Annotated in this window: 14 protein-coding genes and 1 tRNA gene; 7 read left to right on the top strand and 8 right to left on the bottom strand. The window is 61.8% G+C overall.

The window, feature by feature from the left end:
* Nucleotides 1-152 precede the first annotated feature (152 nt).
* The 3 genes from rplM to VGN46_RS12760 all read left to right on the top strand — a co-directional run bounded on the left by rplM (nt 153) and on the right by VGN46_RS12760 (nt 1,105).
* Nucleotides 153-581, top strand: coding sequence for a 50S ribosomal protein L13 (gene rplM / locus VGN46_RS12770; protein ID WP_331644088.1), 429 nt, complete (start codon nt 153-155; stop codon nt 579-581).
* A gap of 9 nt (nt 582-590) precedes the next feature.
* Nucleotides 591-983: a 30S ribosomal protein S9 gene (gene rpsI, locus VGN46_RS12765; RefSeq protein WP_331644087.1), complete on the top strand. Its 393-nt coding sequence runs from the start codon at nt 591-593 to the stop codon at nt 981-983.
* A 48-nt stretch (nt 984-1,031) separates the two neighbouring features.
* Nucleotides 1,032-1,105: transfer RNA gene (locus tag VGN46_RS12760), tRNA-Gln, on the top strand.
* Nucleotides 1,106-1,145: 40 nt separating this feature from the next.
* Here the strand turns inward: VGN46_RS12760 and VGN46_RS12755 are convergent.
* Nucleotides 1,146-1,658, bottom strand: a complete 513-nt coding sequence (locus tag VGN46_RS12755) for a hypothetical protein (protein WP_331644086.1) — start codon at nt 1,656-1,658, stop codon at nt 1,146-1,148.
* Nucleotides 1,659-1,879: 221 nt separating this feature from the next.
* On the opposite strand from VGN46_RS12755, the gene VGN46_RS12750 reads away from it, so the two are divergent.
* Complete coding sequence (locus tag VGN46_RS12750) at nt 1,880-2,773, top strand: S1 family peptidase (RefSeq protein WP_331644085.1); 894 nt, start codon at nt 1,880-1,882, stop codon at nt 2,771-2,773.
* Here VGN46_RS12750 and VGN46_RS12745 read toward each other — a convergent pair.
* Nucleotides 2,724-4,088 carry an alginate lyase family protein gene (locus VGN46_RS12745; protein WP_331644084.1) on the bottom strand — a complete coding sequence of 455 codons (1,365 nt, stop codon included), beginning with the start codon at nt 4,086-4,088 and terminating at the stop codon, nt 2,724-2,726. The two genes, VGN46_RS12750 and VGN46_RS12745, sit on opposite strands and share 50 nt — an antisense overlap.
* A gap of 399 nt (nt 4,089-4,487) precedes the next feature.
* Here VGN46_RS12745 and VGN46_RS12740 point away from each other — a divergent pair, with 399 nt between their 5' ends.
* The gene (locus VGN46_RS12740) at nt 4,488-5,675 is read left to right on the top strand and encodes an alginate export family protein (RefSeq protein ID WP_331644083.1); all 1,188 of its coding nucleotides are present in this window, start codon (nt 4,488-4,490) and stop codon (nt 5,673-5,675) included.
* Nucleotides 5,676-5,692: 17 nt separating this feature from the next.
* On the opposite strand, the gene VGN46_RS20365 is transcribed toward VGN46_RS12740, so the two are convergent.
* Complete coding sequence (locus VGN46_RS20365) at nt 5,693-7,267, bottom strand: methyl-accepting chemotaxis protein (protein WP_414675256.1); 1,575 nt, start codon at nt 7,265-7,267, stop codon at nt 5,693-5,695.
* Nucleotides 7,268-7,613: 346 nt separating this feature from the next.
* On the opposite strand from VGN46_RS20365, the gene VGN46_RS12725 reads away from it, so the two are divergent.
* Nucleotides 7,614-8,810, top strand: a complete 1,197-nt coding sequence (locus VGN46_RS12725; protein WP_331644082.1) for an AraC family transcriptional regulator — start codon at nt 7,614-7,616, stop codon at nt 8,808-8,810.
* Here the strand turns inward: VGN46_RS12725 and VGN46_RS12720 are convergent.
* The 5 genes from VGN46_RS12720 to VGN46_RS12700 form a co-directional block, all read right to left on the bottom strand.
* Nucleotides 8,770-9,312, bottom strand: coding sequence for a GTPase (locus VGN46_RS12720; RefSeq protein ID WP_331644081.1), 543 nt, complete (start codon nt 9,310-9,312; stop codon nt 8,770-8,772). The genes VGN46_RS12725 and VGN46_RS12720 overlap by 41 nt on opposite strands.
* Nucleotides 9,293-10,231 carry a hypothetical protein gene (locus VGN46_RS12715; RefSeq protein ID WP_331644080.1) on the bottom strand — a complete coding sequence of 313 codons (939 nt, stop codon included), beginning with the start codon at nt 10,229-10,231 and terminating at the stop codon, nt 9,293-9,295. Before VGN46_RS12715 ends, VGN46_RS12720 begins: the two co-directional genes overlap by 20 nt.
* Before the next feature lie 32 nt (nt 10,232-10,263).
* Nucleotides 10,264-10,623, bottom strand: a complete 360-nt coding sequence (locus tag VGN46_RS12710; RefSeq protein ID WP_331644079.1) for a roadblock/LC7 domain-containing protein — start codon at nt 10,621-10,623, stop codon at nt 10,264-10,266.
* A 22-nt stretch (nt 10,624-10,645) separates the two neighbouring features.
* Nucleotides 10,646-11,080, bottom strand: coding sequence for a roadblock/LC7 domain-containing protein (locus VGN46_RS12705; RefSeq protein ID WP_331644078.1), 435 nt, complete (start codon nt 11,078-11,080; stop codon nt 10,646-10,648).
* A gap of 197 nt (nt 11,081-11,277) precedes the next feature.
* A complete protein-coding gene (locus VGN46_RS12700; protein ID WP_331644077.1) occupies nt 11,278-13,620 on the bottom strand; it encodes a transcriptional regulator in 2,343 nt (780 codons plus the stop codon).
* A gap of 367 nt (nt 13,621-13,987) precedes the next feature.
* On the opposite strand from VGN46_RS12700, the gene VGN46_RS12695 reads away from it, so the two are divergent.
* Nucleotides 13,988-15,073, top strand: coding sequence for an acyltransferase (locus VGN46_RS12695; RefSeq protein WP_331644076.1), 1,086 nt, complete (start codon nt 13,988-13,990; stop codon nt 15,071-15,073).
* Nucleotides 15,074-15,166 lie beyond the last annotated feature (93 nt).

Genomic DNA, 15,166 nt, shown 5'->3' with positions numbered 1-15,166 from the left:
AAGGCGGCGTCATCATGCTATGATTGTCGGCCCGAAGCTCACCGAACGGTGGGCTTGCGCGATGCAGGATAAATCGATATTCTCTCGCGTCTTTGCTTTCACCGATTCCGTGTTCCGTCCCCTTGTTGGGCGGCAAACCAGGTATTTTCGAAATGAAAACGTTCAGCGCCAAGCCGGAGAGCGTCAAGCGCGATTGGTTCGTGATTGACGCCACGAACAAGACCCTGGGTCGTCTGTCGACCGAGGTCGCGCGCCGTCTCCGCGGCAAGCACAAGCCCGAGTTCACCCCGCACGTCGATACCGGCGATTACATCGTCGTGATCAACGCCGAAAAGGTGGCTGTCACCGGTGCGAAGCTGGACGACAAGATGTACCACCGCTTCACCGGCTACGTCGGCAACCTGAAGACCACGAGTCTCAAGGATCTGCTGGCTTCGCACCCGGAGCGCGTGATCGAGATCGCCGTCAAGGGCATGCTGCCGAAGAACCCGCTGGGTCGCGCCATGTACCGCAAGCTCAAGGTGTACGGCGGTGCCGAGCACCCGCACACCGCCCAGCAGCCGCAGCAGCTGGACATCTAAGGAAACGCCATGGCTATCCAGCAGAATTACGGTACCGGTCGCCGCAAGACCTCGGCAGCTCGCGTGTTCCTCCGCAAGGGCACTGGCGGCATTGTCGTCAACGGCAAGCCGCTCGACATCTTCTTCGGTCGCGAAACCTCGCGCATGATCGTCCGTCAGCCGCTTGAGCTGACCGAGAACACCGAGAAGTTCGACATTATGGTCACGGTCGCTGGTGGCGGTATCACCGGCCAGGCCGGCGCCATCCGCCTCGGCATCGCCCGCGCCCTCGTCGAATACGACGAAGCGCTGAAGTCGCCGCTGCGCAAGGCTGGTTTCATGACCCGCGACGCCCGCGAAGTCGAGCGTAAGAAGGTCGGTCTCCACAAGGCCCGCCGCGCCACCCAGTTCTCGAAGCGCTAATCCGCTTCTACTCGACGCTCCAAGGTCAGAGCGCGTCGACAGGTTTCTTGGGAGATCGTCTAACGGTAGGACAACGGACTCTGACTCCGTTTATCTAGGTTCGAATCCTAGTCTCCCAGCCAAATTGGTAAAAGGCCTCGCGAAAGCGGGGCCTTTTGCTTTTCAGGATCCGGCGCTGTCCGCGGCGGGGACATTTATCGAATAGACGACGGAGGCAATTTTCCAACCGTCATTTGTGTGAATGGTTGCCCAGATGATCCGGCCATGACCTACCTTGGCTTTGTAGTCCCATGAGACTGATCCCACTTCACCGTCAGAGTGAATGTCGAGGTTTTCCGTCTGATCCGGCGGCATTCGGATTTCGCCGGCTACATCTTGCTTTGCTGTGGTGGGAAGAGAGCGGGGTACAGGTTGCTTGTTGGCTGCGCTTACGACAGCGTACGACTTGGGTGCGAACCCACCTAGGATGGGAGCCTCTTCACTGACATACATCCCGAGTAATGCCGCGGCGTCCTTCTTTGCGATGGCCTGCTGGTAGTTATTCCATAGTGTGTGTAGCGCGGCCACATCTTGACTTTCGTGCTGCGCGTTTGATGGTGCTCCCATGGCATACGGAACAATAAATGTTCCAGCGATAAGAGCAAATGCCTGACATGCTCGCTTCTTCATTGCCATCCCCGGGAAGACGCATCCATTCGATACGCTTGGACCTTGACACTAATCAACGGGTTAGAGTTCCCAAATGTCTGTCGATGCGGCGAGGCAAAGTTCGACTGGGTGGCCGGGCTGGGCACCGAAGGTGAGGTGATAGGGTTCCGGACCGTTGGACACTCTACTTGGGCGCTTGTCCGAGTCAGCGCCCGCATGGGATGCTGGGCCACGACGAGGATAAATCCATGAAATGGACTTTTGCTTTTTGCTTGTTGGCCATGTCGTTTACTGCAGGCGCGGTTGTCACCCGCGCTGACGTCGATGACGCCAGGTATCGAGTTGAGCCTTCGGCATTTCCCGCGCTGGCAGACCTGCCCGGTGAAGGGCATGGCGTCCTGATTGCGCCTCAGTGGGTTGTCACCGCGGCTCACGCGGCACCCATGCAAATGCAAGGCATGGAAGACGACGTGGTGATCGGCGGTGTGGCGCGCAAGGTCAAACGTGTCGTGATCTACCCCGGCTACAAGAAACTGCCCGACCAGCTGATCACAGAGGCTTTGGCATCCGGGGATTTATCCAAGCTCTCGGCATTTCTCGCGTCATCCAACGATATCGCGCTGATTGAACTGGTATCGCCCGTCACCGACGTAGCGCCCATGCCGCTCTATCACGGGAATCAGGAAGTCGGGATGACGGCAGAACTTCTGGGCAAGGGGGCCACGGGCGATGGTGTCAAAGGCCAGGATCCTTCCAGCAAGCATCGCACCGTCTTGCGCCGTGCCTTCAATGTGATCGCGGGTGCCGACGAGCGCTATGTCTGGTATCGATTCGACCCGCCACCCTCCGCGCTGCCGCTGGAAGGCATCACGGGGAGCGGTGACAGCGGTGGTCCCCTCCTCAGCGGGGAGGGTAAATCAAAGCAACTCATCGGCCTCGCGTCCTGGAGCAGGTATCCACCTGACCATCCCTTCTGGAAAGCATGGAACCCGAGTCGCCCGTTCGTGGAGGGTCTCTACGGCGTGATCGTGTATGCCGTTCGCGTCTCACGCTACATCCCGTGGATGGAAAGCGTGATGTCGGCACATTTCGTCATTGCTGAACCGAACACGTCTTCGCGACGCCCACCAGGGGATCGCTGAACGTGGCATTCGAACAGCTGACCGATCCGCCGAGGCCCACGTTCTTGTAATGCCAGACGCCGCGCGCCCCGTAGGCCACCAGGCCCGTGCCTTCGGTCACCTGGCAGGTTCCGCCTTCGTTGGAACACACCGCAAACCCGGTCGGCGCAGCGCCGGTGCCCCTTGGATCCAGCACATGGATGGCGTCCTGGGTAAACAGCAGTGTGCCGAATCCTGTGTTGTCGGCATATGGCGTGCGCCCTTCCGGCTGCAACTTAGCCGCTACCTGTTGTGTATACGGAGCGGATAGATCCTTGCGCCGGGCGTAGTGGTTGTATGCCATTGCGTAGATCGGACGGAAGGCCCCACGCTGCAGGTCGGAAATGGCGTTATGGCGATACTTGCCCGTGGTATCAACCGTGGGCACGAACTGCACCTCGTTGCCCAGGTTGTACGAAGCGACGTATTCGAAACCTGCGAGCAGGCGATTGTCGTGCGCCGCATAGAGGTCGAACCCTTGCGCCCATGCCACTTCGGCGACCTCGGCGAGGTTGCCAATGCCCAGCTGCGTGTGAGCCTGGTCACGCCCGCTCTCCTGGGTTTCGCCGAACGTATTGATCACGTAGTTTGTCAGGGCACCGTCGGACGGACCGTTGTAGTAGTAATCGAGCGAACGGTTGAACAGACCCCAGTCGTTGGTGAATACGCCCATGGCCATCATGGCCTTCATGCAGCTGGAGTCCCAGTTGCCGTTCGCGTAGGGCGCGAAATCCTTGATCACCGGATAGAAAACCTGGCGGAACATCGTTTCGGTGGCCGCGATGTCCGGTGCTGACCAGCCCGCATCGGTATAGCGAAGAAGCTCCGCCGCGGCGGCGAACTTGAACCCGTTCAACCCGGCGGCCAGCGGTGCATCGTGACCTTCGATGGACGTCAGCGTGCTCGACCAGGCATGAAGAATGGCGATGGCCTTCGACGCATAGCGCGGGTCATCACTAAGGGCCCACATGAGCGCCTGCTGGTAAGCCGCGTTAGCGTCGTCGTTGAACTCATTGATGCATTGGGCGGGGGTATCGCGCACGACTTTGGCACAGTGGCCGCCTCGGGTCTGGTAGGTAAGCGAGGAGTAGTGATCGTTCTTCAGAGCGAGGTATCCATCGGCCCATGGCTGTTGCGCAAGGTGCGCCTTGATTCGCGCGAGGTCGTCGGCTGTATGCATCACACCCGGGTGGATGAATTGCGCGGTGGGCGTTTGGGTAGAGGCTGGCGTATCGGCGGAGGTGATGTCGGTCGCCATGGTGGCATCGCAGGCGCCGAGGACCACGACAAGGGTCATTAGTACTCGCAATGTATTTACAGATACAGGCAGGCGCATGCGGGGAATCCATCTTGTAGGGTCGCCGGATTATCGTGCTCGCCCTGAACGCAACATGGTCACTACGGGCCAGCCGTCGGTCCGGCTGGGCCACGCCATCGCCCACATGACATCCATCACACATGCCGCCCTCTGATCACCGCTTCGGGCGCTGGAAACAAGGCCCGAAATGACCGAATGTCGTGATGCCAGGGACCTGCCCGGATTCGCAATTGCTGGAAGAATGCTCGCCACCAGAGGGCAAGATGAAGGTGCTGTACGCCTTCGATAATGCATTCAAGCCGACGCAGGTTGCAGCGATGCAGCCTGCGTTTTTCGTGGAGAAGAGGTCGGATCATGGTCGGGAAAACCTCGAGGGCGATGGCTGGCGTCGTAGCGGGTGCTATGGCCCTGTCCGTGTGTGCAAGTGACGTAGATAGTGAAAGCGCACCCTTCCTGGAATTGCGCTACCGCTACAGCAACCTGGCGACAGATGCGAGGCCGATGGCAGGGCATGCGAACACGGTACGCCTCCAGTTCGGTTACCTTTGGGCTTTCGGAGACCGGTGGAAAGCGTACGCGGAGGGCACCCAGGTCACTTCCTTGTTCGGTCGGCAGTACGACGATGGCTCGGGACGTCATAGCCGTTACCCTGTGGAGGCCGATCCGAAGGCATCGGGTGTGACCAGTGCGTGGCTCGGTTACACGCAGGATGGCTTCGAGCTTCGCGTGGGGCGTCAGTACGTGCGCCTGGATGATGGCCGCTTCTTCAGCAATAACGGCTGGCGCCAATACCCGCAGTCGTTTGATGGTGTGAGCGTTACCTGGCGACCCTGGCAGGGTGGTGAGCTGCGCTATGACTGGCTCGGGCAGGTCAACCGCACCGTGGGCGACGACTTCTTCGACCGCAATCAACGGCGATGGGTGCTCAATGCGCATCTCCTGCACTTCGACCAGGCGCTAGCCGTTGGAACGTTGACGACCTATGGCTACTTCGTTCGCAACGATACGCTTGCGAGCAACTCCGTGCGGACGATGGGTGTGCGCTGGAAGGGGAGTACGCCGTTGGGGAGCGGGGCGCTGGGCTGGACGACGGAGCTGGCTCGCCAATACAACTACGAAAACAACCCGGCACGCTTTGACCTGCCTTATCACTTGCTCGAGATGACCTATGGATCGAAACAGGTGGCCATCAAAGCCGGTGAGGAACGGCTCGGTGGCGATGGCACCACAGCTTTCAACGTGGCTTACGGTGCTGCGCGTGCGTTCAATGGCTGGGTGGTTGCCTTCCGAATCCCGCGCCGGGGCCTGCAAGAGCGATACGTCGGCCTGTTCGGGACAACGTCCTGGGCACGGGCCGTAGACTGGCAGGTGACCTATCGCCACTTCATGTCGGCGCAAGGAGGTCCCGTCCTGGGAAATGAACTGGATGCCGGCGTGCGGGTCGATGTTGGTATGGGCTTTTCGCTTGAGGCCCAATACGGCGACTATCGGGCTTCCGCTCACGAGGTCGACGAGCGGAAGGTCTGGCTGATTGCGCAATATCGCTGGGGTAAGCCTGTGTTGTGATCCTGCGGGCGGCGACGCTAGTGGCCGCCCAGCTTGAACAGGCTCACTGCATGGACGAGATCCTGCGCCTGGCTCTTCATGCTGCTGGCAGAGGCGGCCATTTGCTCCACCAGCGTTGCATTCTGCTGCGTTGTCTGGTCCATATGCGTAACAGCCTCGCTCACCTGGGCCACGCCTTGCGACTGTTCGCGGCTGGCGGAACTGATTTCACCCATGATGCCGGCCACGCGGCGGATGGCGTCCAGCACATCGCTCATGGTGGTGCCGGCCTTGTCGGCCAGGATCGTGCCTTGCTCGACGCGCTCCACACTTGCCGAAATCAGCGCCTTGACCTGTCTGGCGGCATTCGCCGAAAGCCCGGCCAGATTACGCACCTCACTGGCCACCACGGCGAAGCCTCGGCCCTGTTCGCCGGCGCGAGCCGCCTCCACCGCCGCGTTCAAGGCGAGGATATTGGTCTGGAAAGCGATCCCATCGATGACACCAACGATCTCCGCGATCTTCTGCGAGCTTTCGTTGATGTCGTTCATGGTCCGGACGACCTGGTTGACGGCATCACCGCCTTGCTCGGCCACGTGGGAAGCATCCATCGCGAGCTGGTTGGCCTGGCGGGCGTTATCGGCGTTCTGACTGACCGTGGCGTTCAGCTCTTCCATCGAGGCAGCGGTTTCTTCCAGCGCGCTGGCCTGGATTCCCGTGCGATTCGACAAGTCATGGTTGCCCTGGGCGATCTGGCCACTGGCCGCGTCCACGTTATCGGCGCCGTGGCGGACACGGATGAGTACGCCCGCCAGGTTGTCGCGTAGTTCGGTCAAAGCCCGCAGCAGCTCGCCCGTTTCGTCTCGATGCCGGGCGTCGATCGATACCGTCAGGTCGCCCGTCGCCATGGTTTTGGCGGCTTGGGATGCCTGGCGGATCGGAATCACGATGCTGCGCGTGATGACCCAGCCGATCAGGCCGGCAAGCACGATGGCCAGGGTGGACAAGATCACCATCAACAGGGTGAAGCCCTGCGCCACCTGGCGGGCATCGGCCGACTCGATCTTGTTCTTTGCTTCTTCCATGTCGATCAGGCGATTGATGCTGCCCAGCCATTCCACATAGACCGGCGCTGCTCGCTCAAGCAACAATTTATGGGCTTCTTCGTTCCGGTTGGCCAGGCGCAGCTCGATGACCTGTGCGGTCAGGGGCGTGGCCCGGGATTCGACCTCCTTGATCCCGGCTAGCGCCGACTTCTCATCGGCACTCGCGTCAGCCTGGACCAACATCGCATCCAGCGGACCGGCAGACTCGCGGTAGCTCGCGGCGAACTTATGGATTCGCTCGATCTGAACCTGAACGAGCTCGGGGCGGGGTTCCAGGATGACATCGCGCAAGGCGATCGCGCGGTCGTGCACACTACCGCGAAAGTTAATGGCGTAGCGCAGCTTTACGCTATTGATATCGCCAATGGTGTGCAGGCTCTGGTTGATATGGCGCACCCGGTGCACGCCGGTGATGGTCAGCCCGATCAATAGCGCGATCAGGACGCCAAACCCAAGCGCCAGGCGCACGCCGATCTTCAGGTTTGAGAAGCCCGAGAGAATGCCCATGTTGTCCCCGTTACCCAACGTCCGGATGGCTGCGCACCCCGTGTCGGCGCGGTGCCTGGGCCGGGGCTGTACGAAATAAAAACGCCGCCCATGCGGAGGGGCGGCGACCAGACGTCAGCCTGTCGGTGAGCAGTACCAACAACATCCTGCGACGACCTGGTCAAAACAGTCTGCCTCCTCGGCCGCCGTCCCGAGAGTTCTGGATGGGCCAGAAATCCTGCCCGAAAGGCCAATATCGACCATCACGGGGCGTGCTGGGGCGGCCTGATGCCGGATCCGTATGCCCCGTATGCCCATGGTTGATATGGAAAAAATAATTCCCTAATACCTCGCGTAGGGAAAACGCATGCACTCAGGCTTTGCCAGGCGAAGCATCCGCCTGCCCGACGGCGAGCAGGCTTCGCAATTCCTGTGGAGCAGTCGCCGGGTTATGCGGAAGGTGATCGACATGAGTGACTGGTTCAGGGCCGATGTCTCGGCCGAGTACGCCGTGGGGCTTCTCCAGTTGATGGAGCGGCGAGGATTTCGTTTAAACGACTTACTGGCGGGCACCGGTATCGAGCCGGCGCAGCTGGAAGACAATTTTCGGCTAACGACACAACAGGACGGGGCGCTATTGGCCAACGCCGCCCGGTTGGCGGAGGATCCCGGGATTGGCTTTGAACTCGGTCTCAACGGCACGTTGACCTGGCACGGCGTGCTGGGTTTCGGCCTTATGACTAGCGGTACGTTCGGTGAGGCGCTGGCGCTGTGGGTCAAATACCAGGACCTGCGAACGTCAGGCTTCAGGTGCGTGGCTCAAGCCCGGGAGGACTACCTCGAGCTGCATATCCAGGATCTCTACCCCGGTGCGCCGGTGCGGCAGTGCAGCCGGGATCGGCTTGCCACGATGACGGCCCGCCTCGGCTCACAATTGACCGGGGAGGCCATGCCGGGTATCGAGACCTGGTTTGAGGAAGATGAACCGGCCTACTACGCTGCCTATCAGGAGCGCCTGGGCACGGTCCGCTATGGCACCCGGATGTGCCTGGTACGTATCCCCACCACTTATCTGGACGCGCCCATCCGCACCGCCAACTCAGCCGCCCTGCGGCTGGCCACGGCGCAGTGTGAAAGGGACCGGGCAAAGGCGGGCCAGGGCGACAGCCTGGTGGTTCGGATCAAGGGCCTGATGCCCTTGGCGGACGGCGCTTACCCCGGTATCGAGGCGGTAGCTCGCGCCCTGTACATGTCCAGCCGCACGCTGAAGCGCAAGTTGCACAGCCTGGGCATGAATTTTCGCCAGCTCACGGACGATGCGCGAAAGAGCGAGGTCCTGCGTGATGTGTTGAACACCAGCATGACGATCGATGAAATCGCGATGCGCCGCGGGTATTCCGATGCCGCCAACCTGACCCGCGCGTTCCGGCGCTGGACCGGTGAATCACCTAGCCAATACCGCGCGCGCCTCTCGGGTCGGCTCGAGCGCGCCAGCACGTCGGGCCGTACGCGGCGGGGCCGGCTCAACTCACCAGCATCAAGAGCGCTCGGACAAGCTGGATGACCTCGCTTCGATTCCTTGGGTCGATGGTGAAGATGGGGGGGGTGGCGCCACCGCTCCCCACGACGGCCCGGTGGAGTTCGCCGAACGAAAAGTGCGGCGAGTGTTCGGTCCGGGTCACACCGATCACCACCAGGAGACCCGGGAAGAGCTTTCCAAGGCGGCGGATCTGGTGGCTGCCCTCGTCTGCCACCGCCGGCGATGACCCATCCAGAAGCAGGATGACGCCGATCGCGCCAGGCCCGATGACCGTGCTCATGAAGTCGAACTGATCTTGCCCGGGCAGGCCGTAGAGGTGCAGGGTTTCTTCGTCATCCAGGCGGATGCTGCAGTAATCGAAGGCCACGGTGGTCGTGGTCTTGCCGCCGCCATCGGCATCGCTCCACGGCACGTCGGTTGAGATCGGTGGTGTATCCGCGATCGCACGGATCGCTGTGGTCTTGCCGGCTCCTACCGGGCCGGCGAAGAGCAGCTTCAGGGAGTCGTCAGACGCGAAAGGGACCATGGCCGAACCTCATTCCAAAGTGGCGGGCAATCCGTTGGAGCATGCCCGGTGCCTGCGCATGCGTCTGGCGCGGCGACGCAGCCAGGACCACGGGCTCTACGACCGACAAGGCACCACAGGCCAGCGTCGCCCAGCAAAAGGCATTCACCCAGGCGATATCGATATCCGCATGTTGGGCCAGGTCGCGCACGGTCCAGGCAGAGCGATGGAGTAGCGCCGCCAGGCGAAGGGAATCCATATCCTCCGGCATGCTGCCCAGGTCGGGCCAGCGGTCCAGTTTGAACGCCCGATGCTCCAGGATCGGGAGCCGGCCATGGAAGCGACGGCACGCGATCAAGAGAAAGCCATCGAGGCTGCGTGAAACATGCCAGCCCGCGTCCTCCCAGTTGGGTTCGGATGCCAGCGTTGAGAACCAGCCAGGGTTCAACAGCCAGGCTTCCACGGCGAGCAAGTCGCTTACCGAGCGCGCATGGATTCGCCCGGCGGCCGGACGGAGCATCACGGAAACCTGGCCATGATTCACCTGCAAGTCCGAGGTGCAACCTGTTTCGCGCAGGCAAACGCCCAGGAACCCACTAACGGCTTCCTCTTCGGTCGCCGCGGATGGAAGCAGCATCTCCCGTAGCGCCCGGACGACGGCTGCTACGGGTGCATGCCGGTCCAACTGGAACATGCCGGGTGTCGCCTGCGCAGGCTCTTCGATGCCAAAGCGAAGTATCGGCAGGGATCGGCGCGATGCGACTTCATAGGCAACCCTTCCGGGTTCGCTTTGCATGTCCACGATAACCACGTCGCAGAGGCGTCCGTTCCATGCTTGCATGTCTACCTGAACCTGGTACGCGGCAAGAAGCCTGCACGCCAGCGAAATTCGCATCTCGAGTTCGCTGGGTACACCGGCGACATCTATATGTACTTGCATGAAACGTCCTCGGCGTTACCCGGAAGGTCCCCTCAGGAGAAGTCGAGCGTTTTTTCGAACGCCTTGAGGTGGTGCCTGGCCATGGCGAGGTTCGAACGGCTTCGATCCAGGATGACGTAAAGAAATACGTTCTTGTTCGTCTCCAGTGGACGAATCAGGTGGTACTGATCCTCCAGCGTGATGAGGATATCTTCGATGCCGCCCGCCACATGAAGTGCCTCGGCGACGCGGCGTTTTGCGCGGAGCACTTCGGCGTTGCCTGCAGCCGCGAGATCGAGGTCGATAGCGCCCTGGCTCTGCCCGGCCATCAACATGCCGCTATCGGAATCGACCAGCGCGCTTGCGGTGTATCCGTCGAGGTTTTTGAGCGGATCGAGCGAAAAACTGTTCATGGATTTTCCCGGTGGGTCTTAATCAGGTGGCAGGCGCAGGCGAGCCGGCGGCCCGCTCGATGGCAAGCGCGTCAAGTGATGCGGCGATGCGGTCTGCAAGGTCCAGCGTCATGCGTCGCGCATGGGCGAGGAGGACATCGCCCCTCACACCAATGGCCAATGAAATGGAGTGTTGGGCCGCGGGAATGCGCGCGATCACGCAGGTGTATTCGCGCATGCTCAGCGCTACCGAATGACAGCCGCCGCCATCGAATTCATTTGAGAGCGATTCACAGACAGCGAGTATCGACGACGTCATGGCGGCAAGCCGGCCGGCATCGATGCTTGCGTGGGCACGGTAGCTGACGACGCGCGCATCCCTGGTGGTGATGAGGGCGAAGGCTATACCCGTGTTGCCGGCGCACAACTTTGCGAGCGCATACTCACAGATCGCACGCGGCGAGGGTTCATGGGGCATCCGCGCTTCGCTGGCTGCAACGTCGTCGTTCATGTCGTGGTGAAAATGAGCAAGTGAACTCGCGTGACCTGGGTGACGTGCGGGTGCACGTGACGAACGAAGTGCCTGCACAGCGCTTCGCGGAAGCCATGATGGAGGGACAGCGTCCCGCCGGACATGGGCGGCCGGGTCGTTTAACTGTCAGTTGAGGCCGGTCGTCAGCGGGTGGTGTTGACGCCATCCATCGGGAGCGCGCGGTCTCCGGCGAGGTCACGTGCCTTGCGCTGGTACTGCGTCCAGGCATCCATGCGCCCCATCGCGCGATAGACGCTGGCCTGCGCCCAGGCGGCCCGCCAATCGAGGTCCTCCCAGGTGGAGAGCTGGCCGCTTACCGCGGTGGCCTCGCTCACTTTTCCGCTATCCAGAAGGGCCAGGGTGTAGGCGAGCCCCACTTCAGCGATGATCTCGGGCACGGCAAAATGGTTGGCCTTGTTCATGGCGGCTTTCAGGTCGGCAAGGGCCTGTTCCTGTTGGCCCGCCGCCTGGGCACCGATGGCTTGAGCCTGAAGCAGCTGGATATCGAGCCAGTCGTCCCGGTACGGCAGGCGTGATGCCCATGCCTGCATGCCGTCAGCGGTCTTGCGGACGGCGGAAGGATCCTTCGCCTGTTGCAGGATCGCGAGCTTGACCAGCCATGCTTTTGCATGATCGTGGTCGTTGTCGTTCGCGTCCAGCAATGCGCCCGTGAAGGCCTGTTCGATCCACGACCGTGCGCTGGTTGTTTCGCCGCGTGCGGCGGCAAGTCTCGCCAACGCAACGTAGACAGTACCTTCCAGCCCCGGTTCGCCGTTGGGATCGGCTTTGATCTGCGCAAGCAACTGCTCCTGGAGCTTGCTCGCTTCGGTGGTGCGGCCGACGCCAGCCAGTGCTTCAGCGCGCTGGAACATCAGGATATGGCCGGTCACTTTTTCGACGAACTCCCAGTGCTTCTGGTCAAGCGGCCAGTAGAGTTCGGTGGTGGCCAGTGCATCGGCGTGCTGTAGCAACATCTTTTGCGAGATGACCCACTCGGGCAGGAGGTCCGGGAGGTATTGCCGCATCCCCAGACGTGAATACTCGGCGTAAGCGCGTTTGATCGTCGGCAGCGCCTGCAGGAAATGTCCCCGCTGCATGTCGAGCTCGGCTAATGAGCCATCAATACCGAGCGCGCCTCCGGTGGATCCGGCAAGTGCGTAGTTGATCCTGGCCAGTCCAAAATCGGATTCAGCTTCGTCGAGCTTGTTCTGGGAGCGGAGGAGCTCGCCGCGCTGGGCATACGCGTGCGCGAGGTAGCCGGTGTTGTCCTGTTTCTGGAGAAGCCGGATCGCGTCGGTCAGCGCAGCCACACCACCATCGAGGTTGTGTTCGCGGAAGTAGACGTACCACTGCGCGGCCAGCGCCCGGCCGCGTAGTGTCGGGTAGGTTTCCTCCGGCAAACGTGCCAGCAGGTTAGCGAGCCCCTGCTTACAGGGCGCGTACTCACCCTGGTCGCAATAGAAGGTCGCTTTCGTAAACGAAAACTCGAGACTCGTCTGCAGGTCGGCAGGTGCCTTGTCGATCAACTCGCGCAGCACATTCATGGAGCCCGCCGCTGACGCCGCCTCCATGCGGATCAGGTATTGCTCGTTGGAATCAGCCGACTTGCCCGTACTCGTTCCCGCCGCACCGATCTGCGCCATGAGGAAGGCGGTTGCGGAATGCGCGGCTTTCAACACGTTGTCTGACGATGCCTCGGCATGCAGGACCGTGCCCTTGGCGGTAGTGGCTTCCAGTCGCACGTGCCACAGGTTTCCAGAAGCGATCGCCTCGGGTCGGATCACCAGTGCATATGACGAGAACCGGGCATCGGCATGGCCGGGTTCGCTGGCTATCGCCAGGGTCGTCTGGCTGCCCTCGACGGGAACCCTGGCAGCGCGGAGGTCACCCGAGATGAGCTCCATGAGCCCAAGATGCAGCCACGACCACTCATCTGTCGCGTCGATTTGCGCGGGCAAGACGGCAACAGTCCCCTGGGCAAGCGCCACCGATGGCGGTCTGGTGGCCATCCACCAACCCACGCTCAGGGCGGCGAGAAGGAGGATGAGCGGGAGGAACCACCGCCGATACTTCCGCCAGGGTGCCGCGTGCGCTGGCAGGGGCTCGGTGCTTGCAGGGTGGATCGAATCCGGTTCGCTGACGTCCGCGCTTTCCGATGATGCGACGGAGGTCTCCATCATCCAGCGGTAGCCGACACGCGGAAGGGTCTTGATGTACCGGCGTTCGTCGGCGTTTTCGCCCAGGACGCGGCGGATCCGGACAATAGCCTGGGCCAGCAGGTTGTCGCTGACATCGGCGCTGCCCCACACTGCCGCGATCAGTTCGTCCTTACCGACCGGGCGCTCGCGATGCTCGACCAGGTAGACAAGGCAATCGAAAGTGCTGGCGGTGAGGTCGATCACCTGGCCGTTCTGCTTCAGTTCGCGCGCACGCGGGTTGAGTTCAAAATCGCCGAAGCGGTAATGGGGCGTCTTCGAACTCACCATGGCAACCACCATCCTTGCAGCTTGATCCGATACCACGCCAGCGAGGGGGGAGCGCCGGCAACGATCTGCTTACGGTGAGCATTGTTACGGCGTGACCTCGCCCATGGGAAGGGGGTTGGCTGGATTCGACAGGGGCCTGCACGGACTGGAATGTGGCCCAGCCGACATGCGGTGCGCTGGAGGCCGCGGGTTACATTCCTCGTTGCCAGGATACCTTGGCCTCCGGCAACGTCGCCCCTCAACCGCCCGGATGCCATGGTCTGGTCGCCGCCCCCGCCGAGGCGGCGTTTTTTTTGGGGGGTGTTGGCAACGCATGCCCCGCCGACAGGCACCTACGACGACGCTGTCGGCGAGGAGCCTCCGGGACATGAGCTATCGCAATATCCAAGGCATGCGTGCCATCGCCGCGCTCATGGTGGTGTCGTGCCACATGTTCTGGAACCTGGGGCCCATGCGCACCTACTGGGCCAAGCCGTTCTTTACCGCGATCGGCCCGGCGGGCGTCGACATCTTCTTCGTCATTTCGGGTTTCATCATCTACAACGTCCTCCGGCGCTCGATCGCCAGCTTGGGCCAGGTGAGCCGGGGAAGGGCGGTGTACGTCTTTGCGATGAAGCGCTTCATCCGCATTTACCCGCTGTACTGGATCGCATTCGCCGCTGCCTTCCTGGTCATGCGCTGGGCGCCGCCGTTACCGCGTGGGCTTGAGAAGCCGATCGCTGAACTGCTTACGCTGGTTAACAGCGTTCCCAACTACATCGTCGGCGTAGCATGGACGTTAACCTACGAGGTCTACTTCTACGCGGTCGTCGCGCTGAGTCTCTTGTTGTTCGGCAGGCGGGCGGTGTTCGGCCTGGCAGCGTGGTTCGCGATTCTCGCTATCGCCATGGCTGCAAGCGCCTGGCATGCATGGGCGGCGCCGTGGAACTACCTGCTGGCTCCTATCCTGCTGGAGTTCTCCTTCGGCGTGGCTGTCGGCGTGCTGGTCGAGCGAGGTGTCCGCGGGTTCCATGGCGCCCTATGGGTTGTCGCGATCACCTGGATGGCCGTGGGTACGTCCCTGGTCGCCCGCGACCCGGGCTCGTACCCGTTACGCGTCGTTTGCTGGGCGGTGCCGGCGGCCCTGTTCCTGTATGGCTTCGTTGCCCTTGAGTTGCGTGAGCGCTGGACCATGCCGCGCATCCTCCAGTACCTGGGGGATGCTTCGTTCTCCATCTACCTCTGGCATCTGATTGCCTTCGAGTTCGTAGCCGCCGTGTTCGTCCGACTGGGATGGGTTGGCCTGGCTAACCCGGTCGTGCTCACCGCGGCGATGGTGTGCATCGGCATGCTGGTGGCGCTTCTCAGCTACCACTGGATTGAAAAGCCCTTGCTTTCGCAACTCGCCGGAGTTGCGCACTTTCGCATGGAAAAGAAGGCCCTGCCGGGGCCTTCTGAACGCATTGCCAGCTGAAGCATGCTAGCCTAGCGTACCGGCAAACGCCGCTTTGGGCCGCCCCCAAGGGTCTGTCTCGCCTCCTGAGACGTCCGCCCCCTACCGTATTTG

Origin of the sequence: Luteibacter sp. (genome assembly GCF_036500425.1) — a bacterium.
In the GTDB taxonomy this organism is placed as follows: Bacteria; Pseudomonadota; Gammaproteobacteria; order Xanthomonadales; family Rhodanobacteraceae; genus Luteibacter.
Note: the sequence above shows the minus strand (reverse complement) of the source record. Positions and strands in the feature narration are given on the sequence as shown.